Source organism: Rickettsia endosymbiont of Thecocarcelia acutangulata, assembly GCF_964263195.1.
In the GTDB taxonomy this organism is placed as follows: domain Bacteria; phylum Pseudomonadota; class Alphaproteobacteria; order Rickettsiales; family Rickettsiaceae; genus Rickettsia; species Rickettsia felis.
The window spans coordinates 1122666-1141849 of the sequence record NZ_OZ181652.1 but is presented as its reverse complement, the minus strand read 5'-3'; the positions used below and the strand labels follow the sequence as shown (position 1 = coordinate 1141849).

Here is a 19184-nt window from a genome sequence, read left to right as displayed (position 1 = left end):
CAATTTCGTTTTATTCTGCTTTTCTTGAGTAAGAATAAAATAATATCTTGATTTAAGGTGTCAGCTAATGGCAAAGAAAAATAAAAATGTTTTGGTAAGGCTAGTAAGTACTGCCGGCACAGGTGTTTTTTGGGTAAAAAAACGTAATCCGAAAACCCAAACCGAGAAGCTTTCTTTTCGTAAGTATGATAAAGTAGTTAGAAAACATGTTCTTTTTAAAGAAGAAAAAATAAAATAATTGTAAGTAATATATGGCAGTAAAAATTCGTTTAGCTAGAGGCGGTGCTAAAAAGCGTCCTTTTTACCGTGTAGTAGTAGCTAACGCAACAGCACCTCGTGACGGTGACTTTTTAGAAAAAGTCGGAACTTATAATCCAATGCTTGCTTCAGATAATAGTGAGCGTGTGGTTTTAAAAAAAGATCGTATAGAATATTGGCTTGGCACCGGTGCTAAACCAACTGAACGAGTCGCAAAATTTATTGAGCAAGCAGGTGTTACTCTTCCTGAGAAAGTTAAAAAGGAAATGGAAGTTAAAGCAAAAAACCGCAAAGCTAGACCAAGTAAAAAGGAAGCTAAAGAAGCTTAATTTATAGTGTATTTTCGTCATTGCGAGGAAAAATTGAAAATTTTGACGAAGCAATCTCGTATCAAAGCTCTGAGATTGCCACGCTCCTTTCAGTCGCTCGCAATGACGATTTTATGTCCATGCAATAACGTTTTTCCTACCAAATTATATACTTTTCTTTATAATCATATTAATATGCCGGATTAGCTCAGTGGTAGAGCAACCGCCTTGTAAGCGGTAGGTCATCAGTTCAAATCCGATATCCGGCACCATCAAAATTTTTCTTGTTATACTTTGAAGCTATTTTTGTATAGATAGCAAATCGTCATTGTGAGTAGGTATTGTTGTATAGATACTGAAGGTTGTCATTGCGAGGAAATTTACAATAGTAAATTGACGAAGCAATCTCAAGAGTTTATTATTATTTCATGAGATTGCCATGCAGCCTACGGCTGCTCGCAATGACGGATAAACAGGCCCACACAACAATACCACGCAGGAATGATATAAGAGCCATGCAACAAAGCCGTTTTTAACTAAGATTAACATCCTTTAAACTATGATAGTAATTGATAAAACATCTTATAGAGCTGTGGGGTTTGATAAACGTATTAAATTCCTAGTGCTACATTATACACAGTGTGATTTTAAGCAGTCTTTAGATTTTCTAACCGGTGAAAAGTTAAGTAGCCATTATTTAATAAACAATGAAAACCCTGAACATATATTTCAATTAGTAGAAGAGCATGATAGAGCATGGCATGCTGGAGTAAGTTACTGGCAAGGTCATGAGCGTATTAATGATACATCAATTGGTATTGAAATCGTAAATCCTGCTTTTGAAATAAATGCAAAAAACAGTAATATAACCTGGCTGCCTTATTCAAAGCAACAAATTAATAGTGTCATAAGTTTGTGTAAACAGATTATCGCTAGATATGATATTAAACCTACTAGAGTGGTTGGGCATTCTGACATTGCTCCAGGTAGAAAACAGGACCCTGGTCCTCTATTTCCTTGGAAACTATTATATGATAACGATATTGGAGCTTGGTATGATGAGCAAGTGTTTAACGATCTATTGCCGCAAATCGACATAACCGATATTGCAGCAATTCAGCAAAAATTTATTACATACGGTTATAAACTCGAAGCTACAGGAATTTTAGATTCTAAAATGAAAGATGTTATAATTTCGTTTCAAATACATTTTCGTCCTAGTAATTTTTCCGGCGATTTGGATGCTGAAACCATAGCAATTTTAGAGGCGTTAATATTGAAATATAAATCTGAGTTAAGTAATTAATATGATACAACAAAGTTGATGTCATACTGCGAGCTTGTAGGCGTTGTTGCATGGCTCGGTAAACCCCACTATGTCACCTAGTTCGCTTGACCATGGGGTCCATAAAAACAATAAAAAATATTAATAATTTAGTATTTTAAGCTGGATCCTGCGATCAAGTTAGCTAGGATGACAAGAGTGAAGTTGAGCTATGCAACAAGCTCGAGCTTGTAGCAGTATACAAAAAATTAATATATAGATACCGCTACAAGCTTGCGGTATGACACATTTATAATATGCTACAATTTATAACTATACCGAATCTTATGGATTATCGAGTTACTTTGAAATTAATAGAAGATTATGTTAACAAAGTAATTAGTGATAATGAGCCGGAAATTGTTTATTTAGTTGAACATTCGGAAGTATATACAGCCGGTACTAATTATAAACAAGAAGAATTATTAAATTACGGTGATATTCCGGTAATTTACACAGGACGTGGCGGTAAATTTACTTTTCATGGACCGGGTCAGCGTGTTATTTATCCGATTCTTAATTTAGCTTCACCAAATCGACACAAAGATTTAAAGCTATATATAAAAATGCTTGAAGAATGGATTATAAATAGCTTAAATTATTTTGGAATTAAAGCATATATTATTAAAGATAAAGTAGGAATTTGGGTAAAAGTAAGAAAAGATGAATTTGCTAAAATTGCTGCAATAGGTGTTAGAGTAAGAAAATGGGTTACATATCACGGTGTAGCTATAAATATTTCAACAGATTTAAGTAAGTTTAGTGGGATTATTCCTTGTGGACTTGAAAATTCTTTAGTAACATCTTTAAATCAGTTAGGAATTCATATTGAAATGTCTGAATTTGATAAAATTATTCAAACTGAATTTAATAAAATATTTAAATGATCAGAAAATTTTTACTCACAATTTTAGCAATTTTTGCTCTTTGGGTTGGTGCTCTTGGTTATTATTTATATTTAATAAATTCTTATAAGCTCAATAGTAATCCACTAATGCAATAATAGTATTTGCAGGAGGAGGACATAAAATTGAAACCGGTATTGCTTTGCTTAAAGCAGGCTATGCACCTATATTATTTATTACCGGTATAGAATCTACAGAGCAATTAAAAAATTTGTTAAAGGAACGTAATGTTATAGAACAGCAGGTAATACTTGCTCCGAATAAAATAATGTCTGAAGAAGATAATATTAAGAAAGCGGTTGATTTTATTGTAACTTATAATCTTACTTCAATAATTTTAGTAGAGCATAATTATAATATGCCTTTTATGCTAAATAAGCTTGAAAAAGCGATTCCTTCTTCTAATACTATCTATATAGTGCCATATCCTGTTTTTTCCAAACAAAAATATGATGTGTTATTAAAATCCTATCATCGTTATTTAATGAGTATAGTAAACTGATCCCCACTTTGTGCTTCGTTGTTAGCATTGTTGTGCAGATCAATTTTATCTCTGTCATCCCGTGGCCCTTCCACGGGATCCAGTTAAAAATACTAAAATTATTAGTATTTTTTATTATTTTTATGGACCACGTGGGTTTTATCGGTCCACGCGACAATATCTTTGTTGTTCGTTGGCTTGCCTATTAGTTATAGACTTCGCTCCTCACGCCCGTCACAAAATGGGTCTATTACTCAAGGTAGAGCTTCTTAGGTGCTTTACTCTTTGCTAGTACAATATTTTAGAACGGCTACGCCAAATAATGCAGAAATTAAAGAGCCTATTATTACTGCAGCTCTCATAGAGTTTGAAGGACAACTACTCTCAAACGTAATACTACCTATAAATAAACTTAGGGTAAATCCAATTCCTCCAAGTATAGATATAGAATAAAATTTTAACCATGAGGTATCACTTGGTAAATTACAGAGTTTAAATTTTACAAATGGATATGAAAATAGCATAATACCTAATTGCTTACCTACAAATAAACCAAATATTATCCCATAAATTAAAGCAAGTATTGAGTTGGAACAGGTGCCTTTAAATACAAAATATTCTAAAAGGATACCGGAATTCATAAATACAAAAAGCGGTAAAATAAAGTAATTTACAAAAGGACGAGTTAAGTTTTCAAGTTTTTTAAAAGAAGTGTTAAATTCTCCTTTTATATTAACAGGTATAAAAAGTGCTATAATAGCTCCGCATAAAGTACCGTGAATACCTGACTCCACCATACTAATCCATAATAATAAACCTACAATTATATAATAAAATAATTGTTTAACTTGTCGATAATTCAATATAAACAAGATGAATATAATTACAGAGGAAATTAATAATGCCGGAGTATTGATTGTTTTAGTATAAAACAAGGCTATTATAATTAACGCAAAAGCATCGTCAATTAATGAGAAACCTATAATAAAAGCTCGTAATTCTAAAGATATATGTCGACTGAAAAAAGATAAAATACCAATGACAAAAGCAGTATCGGTTGCTATAGGAATAGCCCATCCTTTTATTAATCCCGGTTTATCATAATTAAAAAACATGTATATTAAGGCAGGAACTACCACACCTCCAAGGGCTGCCGCCGCAGGTAATATTAGTTATTTTTATATTCACCTTCTACTAGGTGAAATTTCATCTCTAAACCTATTAATAAAAAGAAGAAGGTCATGAGACCGTCATTAACCAACTCTATAAAAGTTGTTTGTAAACTTACATTCCCTATTGTTAAAGAAAATTTACTGTAAATAAAAGAAGAATAATATTTTGCTAGGAAAATATTATTGCTGACAATTATTGCTAAAGTAAAAGCAATAATTAATAATATACCGGCAAAAGTACCAGATTTAATTAATTCTCTTAATTGATTATTTATGCCCATGATTTTAATATTAGTTATAACAAGCTCATAATAATAAGTTATTTAAATTCATTAAGAAAGTCAAAAATCTATATAAATTCATAGCAATAATTTATTTTTTAGTGAGATAAAAAGTTGTTTTTATAATTTTATAAACTTGTATAATAAGTGTAAGAAGATATAAATATGATATATTATGTACATTAACTACTTAAAAGATTTGATTGGTTTTAAGTCTGTAACTCCTGAGAGTGACGGAGCTATTGAGTATATTGATGATTTGCTTAAACAGCACGGCTTTAAGACAGAAATAAAAATATTTGGCGATTCTAAAAGTGAGCAAGTCACTAACCTTTATGCTGTTTTCGGTAGCAATGAGCCTAATATTTGTTTTGTTGGGCATGTAGATGTAGTGCCGGCAGGTCATTATGAGCTTTGGCATAATGCAGATCCCTTTAAGGCTCATGAACAAAGGTGGAAGATATACGGCAGAGGCGTAGTTGATATGAAAGGGGCTATAGCATGCTTTCTAGAAGCTAGCTTAGATTTTATAAAAAATAATACCAATTTTAAAGGTTCTGTTAGTTTCTTACTTACTAGTGATGAAGAGGGAAAAGCAAAATACGGTACTAAAGAAATGCTGCAATATATTTATGGCCAAGGGCATAAGATAGATTTTGCTATTGTCGGTGAACCTACTTGCGAAAAAGAAATAGGCGATACAATTAAGATCGGCAGAAGAGGAAGCGTTAACTTTAAATTAAATATAGAAGGCTTAAGCGGGCATGTAGCTTATCCTTATAAAGCAAATAATCCATTGCCTTGCTTAATAAAAATATTGAATGAGTTAACAAATATAAGACTTGATGAAGGTACGGAATTTTTTCAAAGTTCAAATCTTGAAGTGACGAATATCGATGTTGGTAATAATACTACAAACGTAATTCCGGCGAGTGCAGAAACATCTTTCAATATACGTTTTAATAATTTACATAATGCAGAAACTTTAGCAAAACAGGTAGAAGAAATTATTAAACAGCATTGTAAAGAATATAAAGTAAATTCTAAGCTAGAATATAGTAGCTCTGCTGATAGTTTTATTCAAAATCCTAACGATAAGATAAAAGATTTTGCTGATATAGTAGAGAGAGTGTTAAAAATAAAGTCCGAATTTTCTACAAGCGGGGGTACGTCGGATGCAAGATTCGTCAAAGATTATTGTCCGTTAGTAGAATTTGGCTTATTATCCGAAACGGCACATAAAATAAACGAATATACCGAAATTAGCGATTTACAAAAACTATATGATGTGTATTATAATTTTTTGATGGAAATATTAACTGATTAATGTCATTCTTAGCTAAAAGAGGGAAGGACATCGAAGCAATGCAACAAGGTCGCCATTTTGCAGCAATGATATTACAATATGCGGATGTGATGGAACTGGTAGACATGCAAGATTTAGGTTCTTGTGCCGCAAGGCGTGGGGGTTCAAGTCCCTTCATCCGTACCACTTAATTCTTCTCATAAAAAATAATATAAATTTTTATGCAGCAATTTAGTATTTATCAAACAAGCGATGAATTACTTCTAAAATCGATATTACTTTTGATAGAAAAATGTTATCACTCTGATCTTAAGAGTGTGGTATTAACTGCAGATACAGATCAGCAAGAAACGCTCAATAAAAACCTTTGGACTTATTCACGTAAGCAATTTATACCTCATGGAAGTAAAACGGATCCGCAGCCTGAAAAACAACCAATTTATATTACCGATGAATTGCAAAACCCTAATAATGCTAATGTGCTTATCATTATCTCACCCATAGATATAGGAAAAATTTTACAAGAAAAAGAGTATATAGAAGCTTTCAAAAGGATAGTTATTATAACCGATTTACCGGAAAATTTAAAAGAACTGACAGTTAAAATAAATAAATTTACCAAGCAGGAAAACAAAATTGATTGTTTTACTCAAAATAGTCGTGGAGCATGGAATATAGAATAAAATAAGCTTTTGAGTAAAACAATCGATTTATAGATAGACTCTTATATTCTTTTATGTACAAATAAATATAATCCTATTGCTAAAGTAATAAATAGATTAAAGTAGCAAGCAAAAATAAAATCTAGATTCTTTGAAGAAAAATTTTGCAATATAAAATGGATTGAAGTAACAAACAATACTGTCAAAGCTGAAAATAATACCGGAATAAAAGTTGTTTTTTTGTTATAAGGGTATCTTAAAAAAACCGCAAGTGCTAAAAAAGGTAATACAAAATTATATAAAGGCCAAATTATTCTTTGATGTGCTTCAGCAATTAATTTAATTTTTTTAGTAATAGCTAAATCATGAGGAGGGGCAAGTAATTCGCTTATATAATATTCGTTTGCTTCTTTATTATGTTTAGTTCTTTGCGATACTAAAGGATTATCATTTTGTAGTTTTATCATTAAAGAATCGAAAGTTAACTGAGTTAAATTACCGTTTACGTCATATTCTTGTCTTATGCCTTTATTAAGTTCAAAAATCGGGCTATTATCATATATATTAAGAGTACCTGAACCCGCAAATACTACTGATGGGTTATCAGCGTTGCGATTATCAAATATTATTACGCCGTTCATAATATTTCCTGCTGATTTTTTATCTATAAAAACAGTGATATCTTTCGTTACTTTATTAAAAGTTTTCTCTTCAATCATACTTGAGATATAATTATTCTTTATAAAGTTTAAACGTGATTTTAAGTTTATATGAGATAACGGCAGGATGGTAGAAGATATATAATAAGCAAGTAGCATAACTATTAATGCGACATATAAAGCAGGCAATGCTAGCTGTACATTATTAACTCCCGAAGCTTGTAATATAATTAATTGTCGCTCGACTTTTAAATTATTATAGATATAGATCACGGCAATAACCGTTATTACCGGTAACAGAATAAATAATAAAGTAGGAAGTACTAGAACTATTAAACTGAAGAAGTCCATAACTTTTATACCTTTATCAAATAAGTATAAAAGTTTTAATATTTGCGTTATCCATACTATACTAGTCACTGAAAAAGTAACGACTATAAGCAGCGGTAAGATATTTTTTATAAAGTATTTTCGGTATAGTAGCATAATGTTTGTTTGATTTTTTGATGTCATTCCCATAGTACCGGACTTGTCATTGCGAGGAGTTGAGTTAGCAACGATGCGGCAATCTCATAAGATAATATAAAAAAACTCCTGAGATTGTCGTGCCAGCATAAATGCTGACTTGCAATGACGAGTCCAGTACTATGGATGATCGGATGGGTTTTGTAGAAACATAACTAAAAACCAAGTTCATTGTGTGAGCCTAATCGTATTAATTCCAATGTGTCAGCATCGGGTTTTCTATAAATTAGTACTAAATCCGGTTTAATATGACAATCTCTACAATCTTTCCAATTACCTATAAGAGCATGATCTCTCATATTTACAGGTAATGTTGTATCAGCAATCAAGTACTTAACTGCTTTCAATAAAATATCGTCCAAATTTATTCCGTGTTTTCTACGTTTTTCACGCTTATAATCACGTTTAAACTGTGCAGTACGTTTAATCGTTCTCATTTAAATCGGACAAAAAATTATTTATATTACCAACATGAACTAATTTGCCGCTTCTTGCAGCTTTCATGGCTTTAATTGTTTCATCATTTGGGATAAGCGGTTCAAACGGCAATGCTTTTTCACGAGCAACACGAAATAAAAGCATACGAACAGCATCAGATAAAGTAAGCCCCATAGCAGCAAGCACTAAGGCTGCTTCTTCTTTTACATCTTCGTTAATACGGGCTCGCACAATAGAATCAGCAGACATAAAAATTCTTCTTTTAATAATGTAGCTACATTGTAGCAGTTATATTAAAAACTTTCAAGGTTAAAAATCAAGTTTTTTATATGTAGTAAGAATTAAATCTCCAACCTTTCTTATTGTATTATTTGCAAAGATTCGATAAATTAATTTACCTATCACTATTGTTATAAATGCAATAGCAATGCCATAAATTATATCACTTGGGTAATGCATGGCAAGGCTTATACGAGATAAAGAAACGAGTATGATAACACAAATCATTAAGATTTTTAACGGTAATTTAATATAGTCCCAAATAAAATATGTTACCAAAACGCTAAGAGCCGCGTGGCTGCTTGGAAAGCTTGAAAAGCATCTTTCATTTGCAGTATTTATTATGGTCATGAAACTATCCGCAGGAAGACTGCAATAAGGGCGAGGAAAATTAACTGAAAATTTAAGAGCGGTAAAAATTAAACCGAATACCCCGTATATTATACCGATATCAACTAATTTATTATAATTGTGCCAAAATTTATTTTGCCGTTCATTATAATTTTTAATTTTCTTTAATTGAATATAAAAATATATACAGTATAAAATATATATTAAGGCGAAATTAGCGATATTAAAACAAAACGAAATTATTTTTAAAAAATAAGGTATAAATCCGATATTAGTAACTTTATTCAAAAATAAGAATATTTCTTGATTTAAGCCACAAAAATTATAAAAAACTTCAAACATTATTTTAAATATTTATGTTACAAGTAACAATACTTGGATGCGGAGCATCTATAGGCGTACCGGTGATCGGGTGCGATTGCAGTATATGCTTATCGAATTCAAAGTACAATAAAAGAACTAGATCGGCAATATATATTAAAGATGAAAATAATCAAATATTAGTTGATTTCGGTTTTGATATTAGAAATCAACTATTACGAGAAAAGATAAATAAGCTCGATTGTGCTATATTAACACATTATCATTCCGATCACGTTAACGGCATCGATGATTTACGGGTATTTACTTTTATGCAAGGTAAGCCATTTGAAATCTATACAGATCATGATAGTACGGCAAAGCTCCATACAAAATTTGATTATCTATTTGATAATAAGTTATTTAAACTTGGGCGGTTGTTCACAACTCAATCTGTTAGTTTTTTTGATAAAATTAAGATTAATACTATTGAAGTACAATTTTTTAGACAACATCATGGTCCTATAGATAGTTTAGGTTTACGTATAGGTGATTTTGTTTATTCGCCCGATGTAATTAATTTTCCGCCTGAATCGGAAAAATTTTTAAAGGATATAAAAATATGGATTTTAGATTGTATGGATTATAAATCAAATCCGAATCATGCAGGGCTTGATAAAGTTCTAGAATGGCGTGAAAAATATAAACCTGAGCAGATATTATTAACCAATATGAGACATACGATAGATTATCATGAGATTACGAAAATGCTTCCAAATAATGTTAAGCCGCTTTATGACGGTTATAAATTTACGGTTTAGTTTATGATTATTTTAGAAAAAGTTTGTAAGCGTTACGGCAAAAATTACGCAATTAAGAATATTGATTTAGATTTTACTACTAAAGAAACTACTGTAATAATTGGACCTTCGGGAAGTGGAAAAACTACTCTGCTTAGAATTTTAAATAATTTAGAAGAACCAAATAGCGGTACTTTTTTGGTAGACGGGAAGAAGCTATTATCTAAAGATAGAAGAAAGCTTCGTTTAAAAGTCGGTATGGTTTTTCAAAATTTTAATCTCTTTCCGCATTTAACTGTAGGAGAAAACCTAATTTATACACCGGTAAATGTATTAAATTTGCCAAAGGAACAAGCAATTTCTATGGCAAAGGAATTACTTGCAAAATTTAAGCTAACGCAAAAATTTGACTCATATCCGGCAAGTCTATCAGGAGGACAGAAACAACGCAGCGCAATAGCAAGAGCCTTGATGATGAAACCGGAAATTTTGTTATTCGATGAGCCGACTTCGGCACTCGATCCCGAAAATATTAAAGATGTTATAGAGAATATAAATTTATTAAAAGATCAAATGAGTATGGTAGTAGTCACGCATCATTTGAAGTTTGCAAAATTAATAGCGGATCGTGTTATTTTTATGGATCAAGGGCAGATTTTGACAAATCAGTCTGCTAAGGAGTTTTTTAATAAACCGGCATCGCATCGAGCTAGGTTGTTTTTAGAGAATATCGGTGATTTAATGTAATATTCTTGATAAATATAAAATTGCAAATTATAATTAGTATTTAATTTAGTATTAATTATAGGTCTAATAATGGAACATATTTATGCAAATCTAACAGTTAGTATCTCTGAATTTAAAAAAAGTCCTACCGCATTATTAGATAAGGCAAGCGGTGAGCCTGTTGCCTTATTAAATCATAATAAACCGACTGCTTATTTAATTTCCGCTGAATTATATGCAAGAATCATTGAAGCTTTAGATGATAATTATTTATTAGAGCTTTCTAAAACTAGATTAAAAGATAAAAAGGAAGCAATCAAGGTTGATATAAATGACTTATAGTCTAGAATTTATTCCTATTGCCAGAAAAGAATGGGATAAGTTAGGTTCTACAATAAAAGAGCAGTTTAAAAAGAAGTTATCAGAGAGACTTAAATCACCCCACGTACCCAAAGATGCAGTAAACGGTGGAAATAACTTATATAAAATAAAGTTGAGGTCAGTCGGTTACCGACTAGTGTATGAAGTAGATGATAAGCGTATAATAGTACTTATACTTGCTATTGGAAAAAGAAATCGGAATGAAGTGTATAACAAATTATTTTCTCGTATTTAATTTCTTAGTATCATATATGTAAATGAACATAATATCGCCATATGAATAAAAAGCTTATCTTATTTTTTAGTATAATAACATTATTGTTATGTTCTACAGTTTTTGCACAGACACGAGTAGAATTACCACAAAAACTAAAAAGTTTTATTAAAAAGCTTGAATTGCAAAAAGACGAATTACAAGGAGGAGCAATTGCAATTTTATACAAAGGTGAAGTTATTTATAAAACAACGTTTGGAAATCAAAAAGGTAATAAAGGGGCTATTACCTATAAAACTTTATTTCCATTAGCATCGGTTTCAAAAGCTGTTTCAGCAACGGCAATTGCATTAATGGTAGATCAAGGAAGTTTAGATTTTGATGAAAAATTCAAATTACCATACTTAAAAAATACTATTAGTCTTAATAATATTTTAAGCCATACCACAGGTTATCAATTCTCAGGAAATATTGAAATTGAGCAAGGAATGAGTCGCTCAAAGCTTTTAATGCTGCTGCAAAAACAACAAGCTAGTTGTAAACCAGGGCAATGTTATAAATATAGTAATATCGTTTTCAGTTTACTTGAAGAAGCTTTAAATTGTAAAAAATCAAGTTTAAATGCTGCAATAGATAATTTGCGTACAACGCTTAAAACGCAAGATATACAAATATTACCGCTAGAGCCGAATATACAACTTGCTTATCCGCATTCTAAAGCAATAATAGACGGACAAGAGGTAATAACATTACTGCCGTTTCCGCCTTACTACCCAAAGACGGTACCTGCATCTGCCGGTATTTTTGCATCGATAGATGGAATGATTGAAATATTCAAACTTAGTTTTGGTTATAAACCGAATCTTATTTCTAAAAGTACTTTAGATCGTATGTATAAAATAGTAAAATCAAACAAAGATGTTTTTGGATTTAAATGGCAACCGATTTGGCCTATTGATCAAAAAATGATTGAGTCATATTACGCTCTTGGATGGCGTATTCTTAAAGTAAAAGGACGCTCAAATAAGGATTTAATTTTTCACTCAGGCTATATTAACGGTATTAATTCTTTTATTGGTTTTATACCCTCAGAAGAACTTGGAATTATTATTCTAGTGAACCAAGAAGGTAGTTTTCCACTTAAAAATGGGCTGGGACTTTGGTTTGATTATATAGATTAAAAAAATTATATTATATGAATAAAAAACTTATAAAACTTATTTTTATAATTTGCAGCACCGTAATTGTAACCGGTTTGTTATACAAATAATCAATCAGCATTATCCAAAATTTTTCAAAGAGCCACAAAATATAGGGAGTTTTTGTGCGTCGTTATTAATATTATTTAGTATAATTTACAGTACTATTAGCCAAAATGAAGTAATGGTATGGACCTCCCTATATACGGAATCAATAATAATGTATTATTGTTCTAGAATAGGAAATTAATCCTAGGCAACAACAAGGAGGTCCAAATGGAAGTTACCACAATTGGCATAGATATTGCAAAAAGAATTTTTCAAATTCATGGATTAGATAAAAATGGCAAAGCAATATTAAAGAAAAAATTGATGAGAGATCAGGTGTTGAGTTATATAGCTAACTTACCAAAATGTTTAGTAGGTATGGAGGCTTGTGGCGGAGCTAACTATTGGGCAAGAGAAATAACAAAATTAGGTCATGAGGTTAAACTAATAGCACCACAATTTGTAAAACCATATGTTAAAACTAATAAAAACGATCAGGCAGATAGCGAAGCGATTTGTGAAGCAGTAACAAGACCGAATATGAGATATGTACCGATAAAAAGTGTAGGACAACGAGATATTTTGTCGATTCACAGGATAAGAGCAAGGTTGGTAAAAAATCGTACTGCACTTGCCAATGAGATAAGAGGATTACTAAATGAATTTGGTTTTACTATTCCTCAGGGTATAAATAAAGTTACTGCTAAATTAACAGAAGTTTTAGATAGTGGCGGTTTAAGCCCAATAAGCTATACAGCATTCATCGAGTTAAAAGAAGAATTTATAGATAATGATAAAAAAATAATAGAGCTAGAAAAGCGATTAAAAATATTAGCAACAGAGTTAGAACAATATAAACGTTTAACATCTATACCCGGTATAGGTTTAATTACTGCTACAGCATTGATAGCTTCAATAGGTAATGCAAAATATTTTAATAATGGTAGACAATTATCAGTATGGCTTGGTTTAGTGCCAAAACAACATTCGAGTGGAGGTAAAGAGAGGTTACTTAGTATAAGCAAGAGAGGCGATACTTATTTACGTACTTTATTGATTCAAGGAGCAAGAGCGGTATTAAATGCTAAGCTAAGGTTTACAACTGAAGCACAAAAAAACAAAAAGGATTTTACTAGATTTACCCAGTGGATGTATAATTTATCGGAGCGATGCGGGCATAATAAAACTACCGTTGCTGTAGCAAATAAATTGGCACGAATAGTATTCGCAGTATTACGTACCGGCAATGATTACAACGAAACTAAAGTTTGTAGTTAATTAAGGTAATAATATATTGTTGAATTGCCAATATTAACTGAATAAATTAGATAATAATATATGTAAAAATTCCAATCCGAAATATGCGTGAGAGATAATATTGATGGTGAATAAGACAAACCTTAACCTACGAAAAAACTGATTAACGCACAGGCTCTATAGAAGCCGTCGAAGTGATAAGTAAAAGTTTGTAGGCAAACGAATTCCATCAGGGCTATACGGTAAATATACAAGTAAGGTAATTTATCAATTATAAGTTGGATACATGACTGCATTTGCTTTTTAGTTATTAAATGTTATTTTTTTCTTGCATTATTAGGGAGGTCCATACATGCGTAAATTTTGTTTGCAATTAGCAATGTGGGCAGCAATTTTTTTAGTTATAATAACCGGTTATGCTTTTAGGTTTGAGCTGAACTATGCTTATCATAGGGTAATGTCTGCTTTAATTCCATCATATAAATGGTCTACTGAAGTCGGAGAAATTATTATAGCTCGTAGTGGGGACGGGCATTTTTATATCAATGCTTTTGTAAATAACGTTAAAATAAAATTTATGGTAGATACTGGTGCAAGCGATATAGCTTTAACTAAAGAAGACGCCCAAAAATTAGGCTTTGACTTAACTAAATTAAAATATACTAGAACTTATCTAACGGCTAACGGCGAAAATAAAGCTGCCCCTATAACCTTAAATAGTGTAGTAATCGGTACGGAATTTAAGAACATCAAAGGACATGTAGGTCTAGGTGACCTTGATATTTCACTACTCGGTATGTCGCTACTTGAGCGTTTTAAAGGTTTCAGAATTGATAAGGATTTATTGATTTTGACTTCTACAAATTATTAGACTTCATCGTCATTGCGAGATTGTGAGGGTTTTGTTGCATGGACACCCAAACCGTCATTGCAAGGAGCGAAGCGACGTGGCAACCTTGTCAAGCATCCTGAGATTGCTTCGTCAAAATTTGCAGTTTTTCCTCGCAATGACGATTTTAAACCATAAACGCCGTATTAAAACGGCATTTTGAAACCAGGCGGTAAGCTCATACCGTTTAAAGCTCCTGATAAAGAATTTTGAGAATCTTCATCACATTTTTGTTTAGCATCGTTAAAAGCAACTTTAATTAAATCCTCAAGCATTTCTTTTTCTTCTGCTTTTAATAAAGATTCATCAATTGTAATCTTTTCAACTTCACCTTTACCTGTTGCAATAACCTCAACGAGCCCGCCGCCGGCTTTACCGGTATATCTTGCATTTACCATTTGCTCTTGAGCTTCTTGCATTTTCTTTTGCATTGATTGGGCTTGCTTTAAAAACTGATTAAAATTTACCATAATTCTATCCTTTAATTTTTAAGTAATATATCTGAAATTGTTACATTAGGAAAATGTTTTTTAATTAAACCAAAATCATTACTTACTTCAATCTTACCTATTAACTGATTCTTTAAGGTTTGCTTGCTCTGTTCCTTTATAATTACTATCTCAAGCTTTTCTTTAGTAAAAGCAGCTAACAAATCTTCTATTTGTTTTTTTATTTTGCTTGTAACTTCAAGGCTTACGAGTTCTAATCTATTATCACTGAGGTTTTTAAGTTCTGTGTTATTAAGCAGGAAGTAATATATATCTATCTCATTATTTTTATATAGATATTCAAGAAAATCTACAATTTCAAATTTTTTTTTTATTTCCGGATTAATTGGTTGATTTAAATTTTGATTATTACCGTCAAAATCTGCAAGCAAGGGTAGCGATGTCGAATATATAGATTTTATAACTAACATTTCCGTTTCTGTTAGTTGATTATAGGAAATTTTTATTTCTCCTACTCCCTTATTATATATTTGCCATAAGATTGATAAATACGGCAAATTGGTTGTATCTAGTAGGTTTTTAGTTCTATCATTAAACGATTCATATATCGGCAAACTATAATTAGGTAACATTTTTACTTTATTAAGATACGCAATAAAATCTGCTACCGATTCTATAAAAATCTCAAGATTAACCGAAAAATTATAAAGCTTATTTATTAAATTTATAGCTTTTTCCGTCTCTCTGTGGATGATATATTCGACAAATTCTATTATAACCGAACTATCAACAAGTCCAAGCATTTGATTAATTACTTGAGGGCTAATTATATTATCGGATTTTGCAGACATACTAGCTGCTTGATCTAAAATAGATACTGCATCACGTGCCGACCCTTCAGATTTATGAGCTATAATTCTAAGGGCCTCTATATCGGTTTTTAAATTTTCCTGCTTATTTATATATTCAAGTAGCTTAAAAATCTCTTCAAAACTCAACCGCCTTAAATCATAACGTTGACATCTTGAGATAATAGTTGCAGGTATCTTTTGTACTTCCGTCGTTGCAAAGATAAATATTATATGAGGCGGCGGTTCTTCTAAAGTCTTAAGAAGTGCATTAAATGCTCCCTTAGAGAGCATATGCACTTCATCGATAATGAAGATTTTATGCTTCCCTTGCAGAGGTTTATATTCAGCGGATTCTATAATTCTACGTATATCATCTACGCTAGTTTTACTTGCTGCGTCAATTTCGATTATATCAGGGTGATTATGGTTGTTAAAACTAATGCAGTTTGTACACTGCTCACATGTTTTAATGGTCGTGTTTTCAGTAATTAAAGCAGAGCAATTTACGGCTTTAGCAATAATTCGGGCGGAAGTAGTTTTGCCGACCCCTCTAATACCTGTTAAAAGATAGCCTCCGGTGAGCCTATCATTTAAAATAGTATAGCTTAAAACTTTGACTAATACCTCTTGCCCCTGAAGCTCGGTAAAATTACTAGGACGATATTTCCTTGCAAAAGGAATATACTGATTAGATGAATTTATATCTGTCACGATTTAAATTTTTGAAAAAAGGAAAGACGAAGAGTAATGCTAGTAATGACCCATTGAATCCCACTCCGGCTGCTTCCTTTCAGACCTGACCGACTAAACAGGCACAATGCCCACTACTAGCATAATTAACATAACCTGTTTATTTTCAAGAAACAATATATTTTTTTTCTATTTCCGATTTTGTTAATCTTTCAGGTGGACCGAATATTTCAGGGTTTTTTAATTTAAACAAATCATCAGAAAATTTTTGTACTTTAGCTATTTTATCAAAAGTAATAGTGACTATATTATTATCTTCAAATATTTTTAATGCTTCAATTTGTTTAGTAGCTTTATTAAAAGTAATTTCGCTACGCTTTTCCGTTAGAGTATGATATATAGTAATTTTAGAAATATTTCCTTCATTAACTACCAATTCAAAAACAAAATCCTTGTCAAAATGCTTATTATCTTCTAATAAAAAATTAAATGTATTTTCGCTTCTATTAATACGGCTTACTTGCTCCATATCATAATCATACATCGATACGAAATTTTTAGTACCTATTATAACTAAAGGGAAAGGAGGATAATAATTACATCTAAAATTATAAGGTTTGTGGATTAGTAATTTTCCTTTAACTATTTTACCGTACGAATCTTCTTGAGTAAAATCTATAGCAACCGATTTTATCGTATGTAGATAAGTTTTTAGCTCCAAAATAGTTGTTTTATCATCTGCTCCAAACGCTACGACTGAATTTATAAAAACACAAATAATAATTAAGAATATTTTTTTCATTTTTATTGTTTTATATTTTAAATTATGTTTAAACTACCTTAGTTATATTGTTAAAACAAATAATATTTATGAAAATCGTTGCTTTAAAAGAAAAAGCCAAGCATGAAACGCGAGTTGCTATAACGCCTGAAGTAGCAGGATTGCTAGTCAAAAAAGGCTATGCGGTTACGGTAGAGAAAGATGTAGGGCTTCATGCCGGTTTTCTTGATGAAGAATATGTTGCTCTAGGTGCTAAAGTATCTTCGGTACCACTCGAAATTATTTCCGATGCCGATATTATATTAAAGGTGCAACCTTCATCCGTTACGGATAAATATAGTGAGCTTGAATTTGCAAAAAAAGGAGCAATTATTGTAGGATTATTATCGCCTTATTTGAATCATGATTATATAAAATCGGCAGCAAAAAAAAACCTTACGACTTTTGCTATGGAATTCGTTCCAAGAATTACTAAAGCTCAAAATATGGACGCTTTATCTTCTCAAAGTAATTTAGTAGGCTATAGAGCGGTAATTGAAGCAAGCTATCATTACACAAAGGCTTTTCCTATGATGATGACTGCAGCAGGTACGATTTCACCGTGCAAAACTTTGGTCCTTGGTATCGGTGTTGCAGGACTCCAAGCTATTGCAACGGCAAAAAGACTCGGTAGCATTGTTGCAGGATATGATGTAAGAGCTGCTACCAAAGAGCAGGTAGAAAGCTTAGGAGCTAAGTTTGTTTCACCGGAGCTACAAGAAGATTTACAGGATAAATCAGGTTATGCTAACGAAAGTTCGGAAGATTACAAAGCTAAACAAGAAGAGTTTTTAGCAAAAATTATTAAAGGATATGATATAGTTATTACTACTGCACAAATTCCGGGAAAAAAAGCACCTCTGCTTGTTACGGAAAAAATGCTAGAATCTATGAAGCATGGTTCAGTGATTGTTGATATAGCGACCTCTACAGGAGGAAATGCGGAAGGTTCAGAACCTGATAAGATCGTTACTAAACACGGTGTTACCATAATAGGTTTATCAAATCTTGCTACTAAAATTGCTACCGATAGCTCAAAACTCTATTCTAAGAATTTGTATAATTTTCTAAACTATGCTCTGCAAGACGGCAAGTTTAATATGGATGATGATTTAGTACGTGATATGTTGATTACCAAAGACGGCAAAGTTGTGAATGAGAAATTAAATATATGAATCAATTACCGATAATGGCTAAACAAGCGGCTGAAATTGCCCATAATACTCAAGAATTATCAGATAAATTAAAAGATTTGGTAATAGATACTAGTTGGCAAACAAACACAAGTACTATAGACCCGCTAGTATTTGCTATAACCATTTTTGTATTAGCTTCTTTTGTTGGATATTATGTAGTGTGGAAAGTAACGCCTGCACTCCATACTCCGCTTATGTCCATTACTAACGCTATTTCAGGTATTATAGTTCTTAGTTCTATGATTGCCGCAAGTAGCTCTGCTTTTGGGTTTTCCGGTTTACTTGGGTATTTTGCAACGCTGCTTGCTTCTATAAATATCTTCGGCGGATTTATAGTAACAAAAAGAATGCTCGAGATGTTTAAGAAAAAATAAATGAATCTGTTGGCTTGACTGTGTATAAATAATATAATAAG

General features: G+C 31.6%; 23 protein-coding genes, 2 tRNA genes, 1 other RNA gene and 3 pseudogenes. 19 read left to right on the top strand and 10 right to left on the bottom strand.

Going from position 1 to position 19184, the window contains the following annotated elements; translation table 11 throughout:
* Positions 1 to 67 precede the first annotated feature (67 nt).
* The 6 genes and pseudogenes from rpmG (at position 68) to ACE38Q_RS06195 (ending at position 3297) form a co-directional block, all read left to right on the top strand.
* Complete coding sequence (gene rpmG, locus ACE38Q_RS06220) at positions 68 to 238, top strand: 50S ribosomal protein L33 (RefSeq protein WP_004997072.1); 171 nt, start codon at positions 68 to 70, stop codon at positions 236 to 238.
* 13 nt (positions 239 to 251) lie between these two features.
* Positions 252 to 587: a 30S ribosomal protein S16 gene (gene rpsP, locus ACE38Q_RS06215; RefSeq protein WP_040256643.1), complete on the top strand. Its 336-nt coding sequence runs from the start codon at positions 252 to 254 to the stop codon at positions 585 to 587.
* Positions 588 to 763: 176 nt separating this feature from the next.
* A tRNA-Thr gene (locus ACE38Q_RS06210) sits at positions 764 to 838 on the top strand.
* A gap of 287 nt (positions 839 to 1125) precedes the next feature.
* Positions 1126 to 1872 carry an N-acetylmuramoyl-L-alanine amidase gene (locus ACE38Q_RS06205; RefSeq protein ID WP_500190530.1) on the top strand — a complete coding sequence of 249 codons (747 nt, stop codon included), beginning with the start codon at positions 1126 to 1128 and terminating at the stop codon, positions 1870 to 1872.
* A 275-nt stretch (positions 1873 to 2147) separates the two neighbouring features.
* Positions 2148 to 2777: a lipoyl(octanoyl) transferase LipB gene (lipB, locus tag ACE38Q_RS06200; RefSeq protein WP_500190528.1), complete on the top strand. Its 630-nt coding sequence runs from the start codon at positions 2148 to 2150 to the stop codon at positions 2775 to 2777.
* Positions 2774 to 3297 (top strand): annotated as a pseudogene (locus ACE38Q_RS06195) (YdcF family protein). Before lipB ends, ACE38Q_RS06195 begins: the two are co-directional and overlap by 4 nt.
* A 257-nt stretch (positions 3298 to 3554) precedes the next feature.
* Here the strand turns inward: ACE38Q_RS06195 and ACE38Q_RS06190 are convergent.
* Both ACE38Q_RS06190 and ACE38Q_RS06185 read right to left on the bottom strand, forming a co-directional pair.
* Positions 3555 to 4391, bottom strand: a complete 837-nt coding sequence (locus tag ACE38Q_RS06190; protein ID WP_500191356.1) for a Na+/H+ antiporter NhaA — start codon at positions 4389 to 4391, stop codon at positions 3555 to 3557.
* Positions 4392 to 4444: 53 nt separating this feature from the next.
* On the bottom strand, positions 4445 to 4729 hold the full coding sequence (locus tag ACE38Q_RS06185; protein WP_500190526.1) for a Na+/H+ antiporter NhaA: 285 nt from the start codon (positions 4727 to 4729) through the stop codon (positions 4445 to 4447).
* Between the two features lie 175 nt (positions 4730 to 4904).
* On the opposite strand from ACE38Q_RS06185, the gene dapE reads away from it, so the two are divergent.
* The 3 genes from dapE to ACE38Q_RS06170 all read left to right on the top strand — a co-directional run bounded on the left by dapE (position 4905) and on the right by ACE38Q_RS06170 (position 6718).
* Positions 4905 to 6056 carry a succinyl-diaminopimelate desuccinylase gene (dapE, locus tag ACE38Q_RS06180; protein WP_500190524.1) on the top strand — a complete coding sequence of 384 codons (1152 nt, stop codon included), beginning with the start codon at positions 4905 to 4907 and terminating at the stop codon, positions 6054 to 6056.
* A gap of 80 nt (positions 6057 to 6136) precedes the next feature.
* A tRNA-Leu gene (locus tag ACE38Q_RS06175) sits at positions 6137 to 6221 on the top strand.
* Between the two features lie 35 nt (positions 6222 to 6256).
* On the top strand, positions 6257 to 6718 hold the full coding sequence (locus tag ACE38Q_RS06170; RefSeq protein ID WP_500190522.1) for a DNA polymerase III subunit chi: 462 nt from the start codon (positions 6257 to 6259) through the stop codon (positions 6716 to 6718).
* A 41-nt stretch (positions 6719 to 6759) separates the two neighbouring features.
* Here ACE38Q_RS06170 and ACE38Q_RS06165 read toward each other — a convergent pair whose 3' ends face one another.
* The 4 genes from ACE38Q_RS06165 to ACE38Q_RS06150 all read right to left on the bottom strand — a co-directional run bounded on the left by ACE38Q_RS06165 (position 6760) and on the right by ACE38Q_RS06150 (position 9291).
* The gene (locus tag ACE38Q_RS06165) at positions 6760 to 7842 is read right to left on the bottom strand and encodes an LptF/LptG family permease (protein WP_500191352.1); all 1083 of its coding nucleotides are present in this window, start codon (positions 7840 to 7842) and stop codon (positions 6760 to 6762) included.
* A gap of 194 nt (positions 7843 to 8036) precedes the next feature.
* Positions 8037 to 8318 (bottom strand): type II toxin-antitoxin system YafQ family toxin, encoded by a 282-nt coding sequence (locus tag ACE38Q_RS06160; RefSeq protein WP_500190520.1) that lies wholly within the window; start codon positions 8316 to 8318, stop codon positions 8037 to 8039.
* Positions 8305 to 8568 carry a type II toxin-antitoxin system RelB/DinJ family antitoxin gene (locus tag ACE38Q_RS06155; protein ID WP_041078435.1) on the bottom strand — a complete coding sequence of 88 codons (264 nt, stop codon included), beginning with the start codon at positions 8566 to 8568 and terminating at the stop codon, positions 8305 to 8307. The genes ACE38Q_RS06160 and ACE38Q_RS06155 overlap by 14 nt, the downstream gene beginning before the upstream one ends.
* A gap of 60 nt (positions 8569 to 8628) precedes the next feature.
* Positions 8629 to 9291, bottom strand: coding sequence for a phosphatase PAP2 family protein (locus ACE38Q_RS06150; protein ID WP_500190518.1), 663 nt, complete (start codon positions 9289 to 9291; stop codon positions 8629 to 8631).
* A gap of 14 nt (positions 9292 to 9305) precedes the next feature.
* Between ACE38Q_RS06150 and ACE38Q_RS06145 the strand changes: the two genes are divergently transcribed.
* The 8 genes and pseudogenes from ACE38Q_RS06145 to ACE38Q_RS06110 all read left to right on the top strand — a co-directional run.
* Positions 9306 to 10070 (top strand): MBL fold metallo-hydrolase, encoded by a 765-nt coding sequence (locus ACE38Q_RS06145; RefSeq protein WP_500190516.1) that lies wholly within the window; start codon positions 9306 to 9308, stop codon positions 10068 to 10070.
* A 3-nt stretch (positions 10071 to 10073) separates the two neighbouring features.
* Positions 10074 to 10796: an amino acid ABC transporter ATP-binding protein gene (locus ACE38Q_RS06140; RefSeq protein WP_500190514.1), complete on the top strand. Its 723-nt coding sequence runs from the start codon at positions 10074 to 10076 to the stop codon at positions 10794 to 10796.
* 69 nt (positions 10797 to 10865) lie between these two features.
* On the top strand, positions 10866 to 11117 hold the full coding sequence (locus ACE38Q_RS06135; protein ID WP_202069499.1) for a type II toxin-antitoxin system Phd/YefM family antitoxin: 252 nt from the start codon (positions 10866 to 10868) through the stop codon (positions 11115 to 11117).
* On the top strand, positions 11107 to 11391 hold the full coding sequence (locus ACE38Q_RS06130) for a type II toxin-antitoxin system RelE family toxin (RefSeq protein WP_500190511.1): 285 nt from the start codon (positions 11107 to 11109) through the stop codon (positions 11389 to 11391). Before ACE38Q_RS06135 ends, ACE38Q_RS06130 begins: the two co-directional genes overlap by 11 nt.
* A 41-nt stretch (positions 11392 to 11432) precedes the next feature.
* Positions 11433 to 12551 carry a serine hydrolase domain-containing protein gene (locus ACE38Q_RS06125; protein WP_500190509.1) on the top strand — a complete coding sequence of 373 codons (1119 nt, stop codon included), beginning with the start codon at positions 11433 to 11435 and terminating at the stop codon, positions 12549 to 12551.
* Between the two features lie 14 nt (positions 12552 to 12565).
* Positions 12566 to 12753: pseudogene (locus ACE38Q_RS06120) on the top strand (TIGR02281 family clan AA aspartic protease); the annotation flags it as partial.
* A gap of 92 nt (positions 12754 to 12845) precedes the next feature.
* Positions 12846 to 13895 (top strand): IS110 family RNA-guided transposase, encoded by a 1050-nt coding sequence (locus tag ACE38Q_RS06115; protein ID WP_500190506.1) that lies wholly within the window; start codon positions 12846 to 12848, stop codon positions 13893 to 13895.
* A 331-nt stretch (positions 13896 to 14226) separates the two neighbouring features.
* Positions 14227 to 14745: pseudogene (locus ACE38Q_RS06110) on the top strand (aspartic protease APRc); the annotation flags it as partial.
* Between the two features lie 164 nt (positions 14746 to 14909).
* Here the strand turns inward: ACE38Q_RS06110 and ACE38Q_RS06105 are convergent.
* The 4 genes from ACE38Q_RS06105 to ACE38Q_RS06090 all read right to left on the bottom strand — a co-directional run bounded on the left by ACE38Q_RS06105 (position 14910) and on the right by ACE38Q_RS06090 (position 17555).
* Positions 14910 to 15233: a YbaB/EbfC family nucleoid-associated protein gene (locus ACE38Q_RS06105; protein WP_500190505.1), complete on the bottom strand. Its 324-nt coding sequence runs from the start codon at positions 15231 to 15233 to the stop codon at positions 14910 to 14912.
* An 11-nt stretch (positions 15234 to 15244) separates the two neighbouring features.
* Positions 15245 to 16774, bottom strand: a complete 1530-nt coding sequence (gene dnaX / locus ACE38Q_RS06100; RefSeq protein WP_500190503.1) for a DNA polymerase III subunit gamma/tau — start codon at positions 16772 to 16774, stop codon at positions 15245 to 15247.
* A gap of 31 nt (positions 16775 to 16805) precedes the next feature.
* Positions 16806 to 16899, bottom strand: an RNA gene (ffs, locus tag ACE38Q_RS06095) — signal recognition particle sRNA small type.
* 20 nt (positions 16900 to 16919) lie between these two features.
* Positions 16920 to 17555: an outer-membrane lipoprotein carrier protein LolA gene (locus tag ACE38Q_RS06090; protein WP_500190500.1), complete on the bottom strand. Its 636-nt coding sequence runs from the start codon at positions 17553 to 17555 to the stop codon at positions 16920 to 16922.
* Between the two features lie 68 nt (positions 17556 to 17623).
* Between ACE38Q_RS06090 and ACE38Q_RS06085 the strand changes: the two genes are divergently transcribed.
* Both ACE38Q_RS06085 and ACE38Q_RS06080 read left to right on the top strand, forming a co-directional pair.
* Positions 17624 to 18748, top strand: coding sequence for a Re/Si-specific NAD(P)(+) transhydrogenase subunit alpha (locus ACE38Q_RS06085; protein WP_500190499.1), 1125 nt, complete (start codon positions 17624 to 17626; stop codon positions 18746 to 18748).
* The gene (locus ACE38Q_RS06080) at positions 18745 to 19143 is read left to right on the top strand and encodes an NAD(P) transhydrogenase subunit alpha part 2 (protein ID WP_023507355.1); all 399 of its coding nucleotides are present in this window, start codon (positions 18745 to 18747) and stop codon (positions 19141 to 19143) included. Before ACE38Q_RS06085 ends, ACE38Q_RS06080 begins: the two co-directional genes overlap by 4 nt.
* Positions 19144 to 19184: the final 41 nt, after the last annotated feature.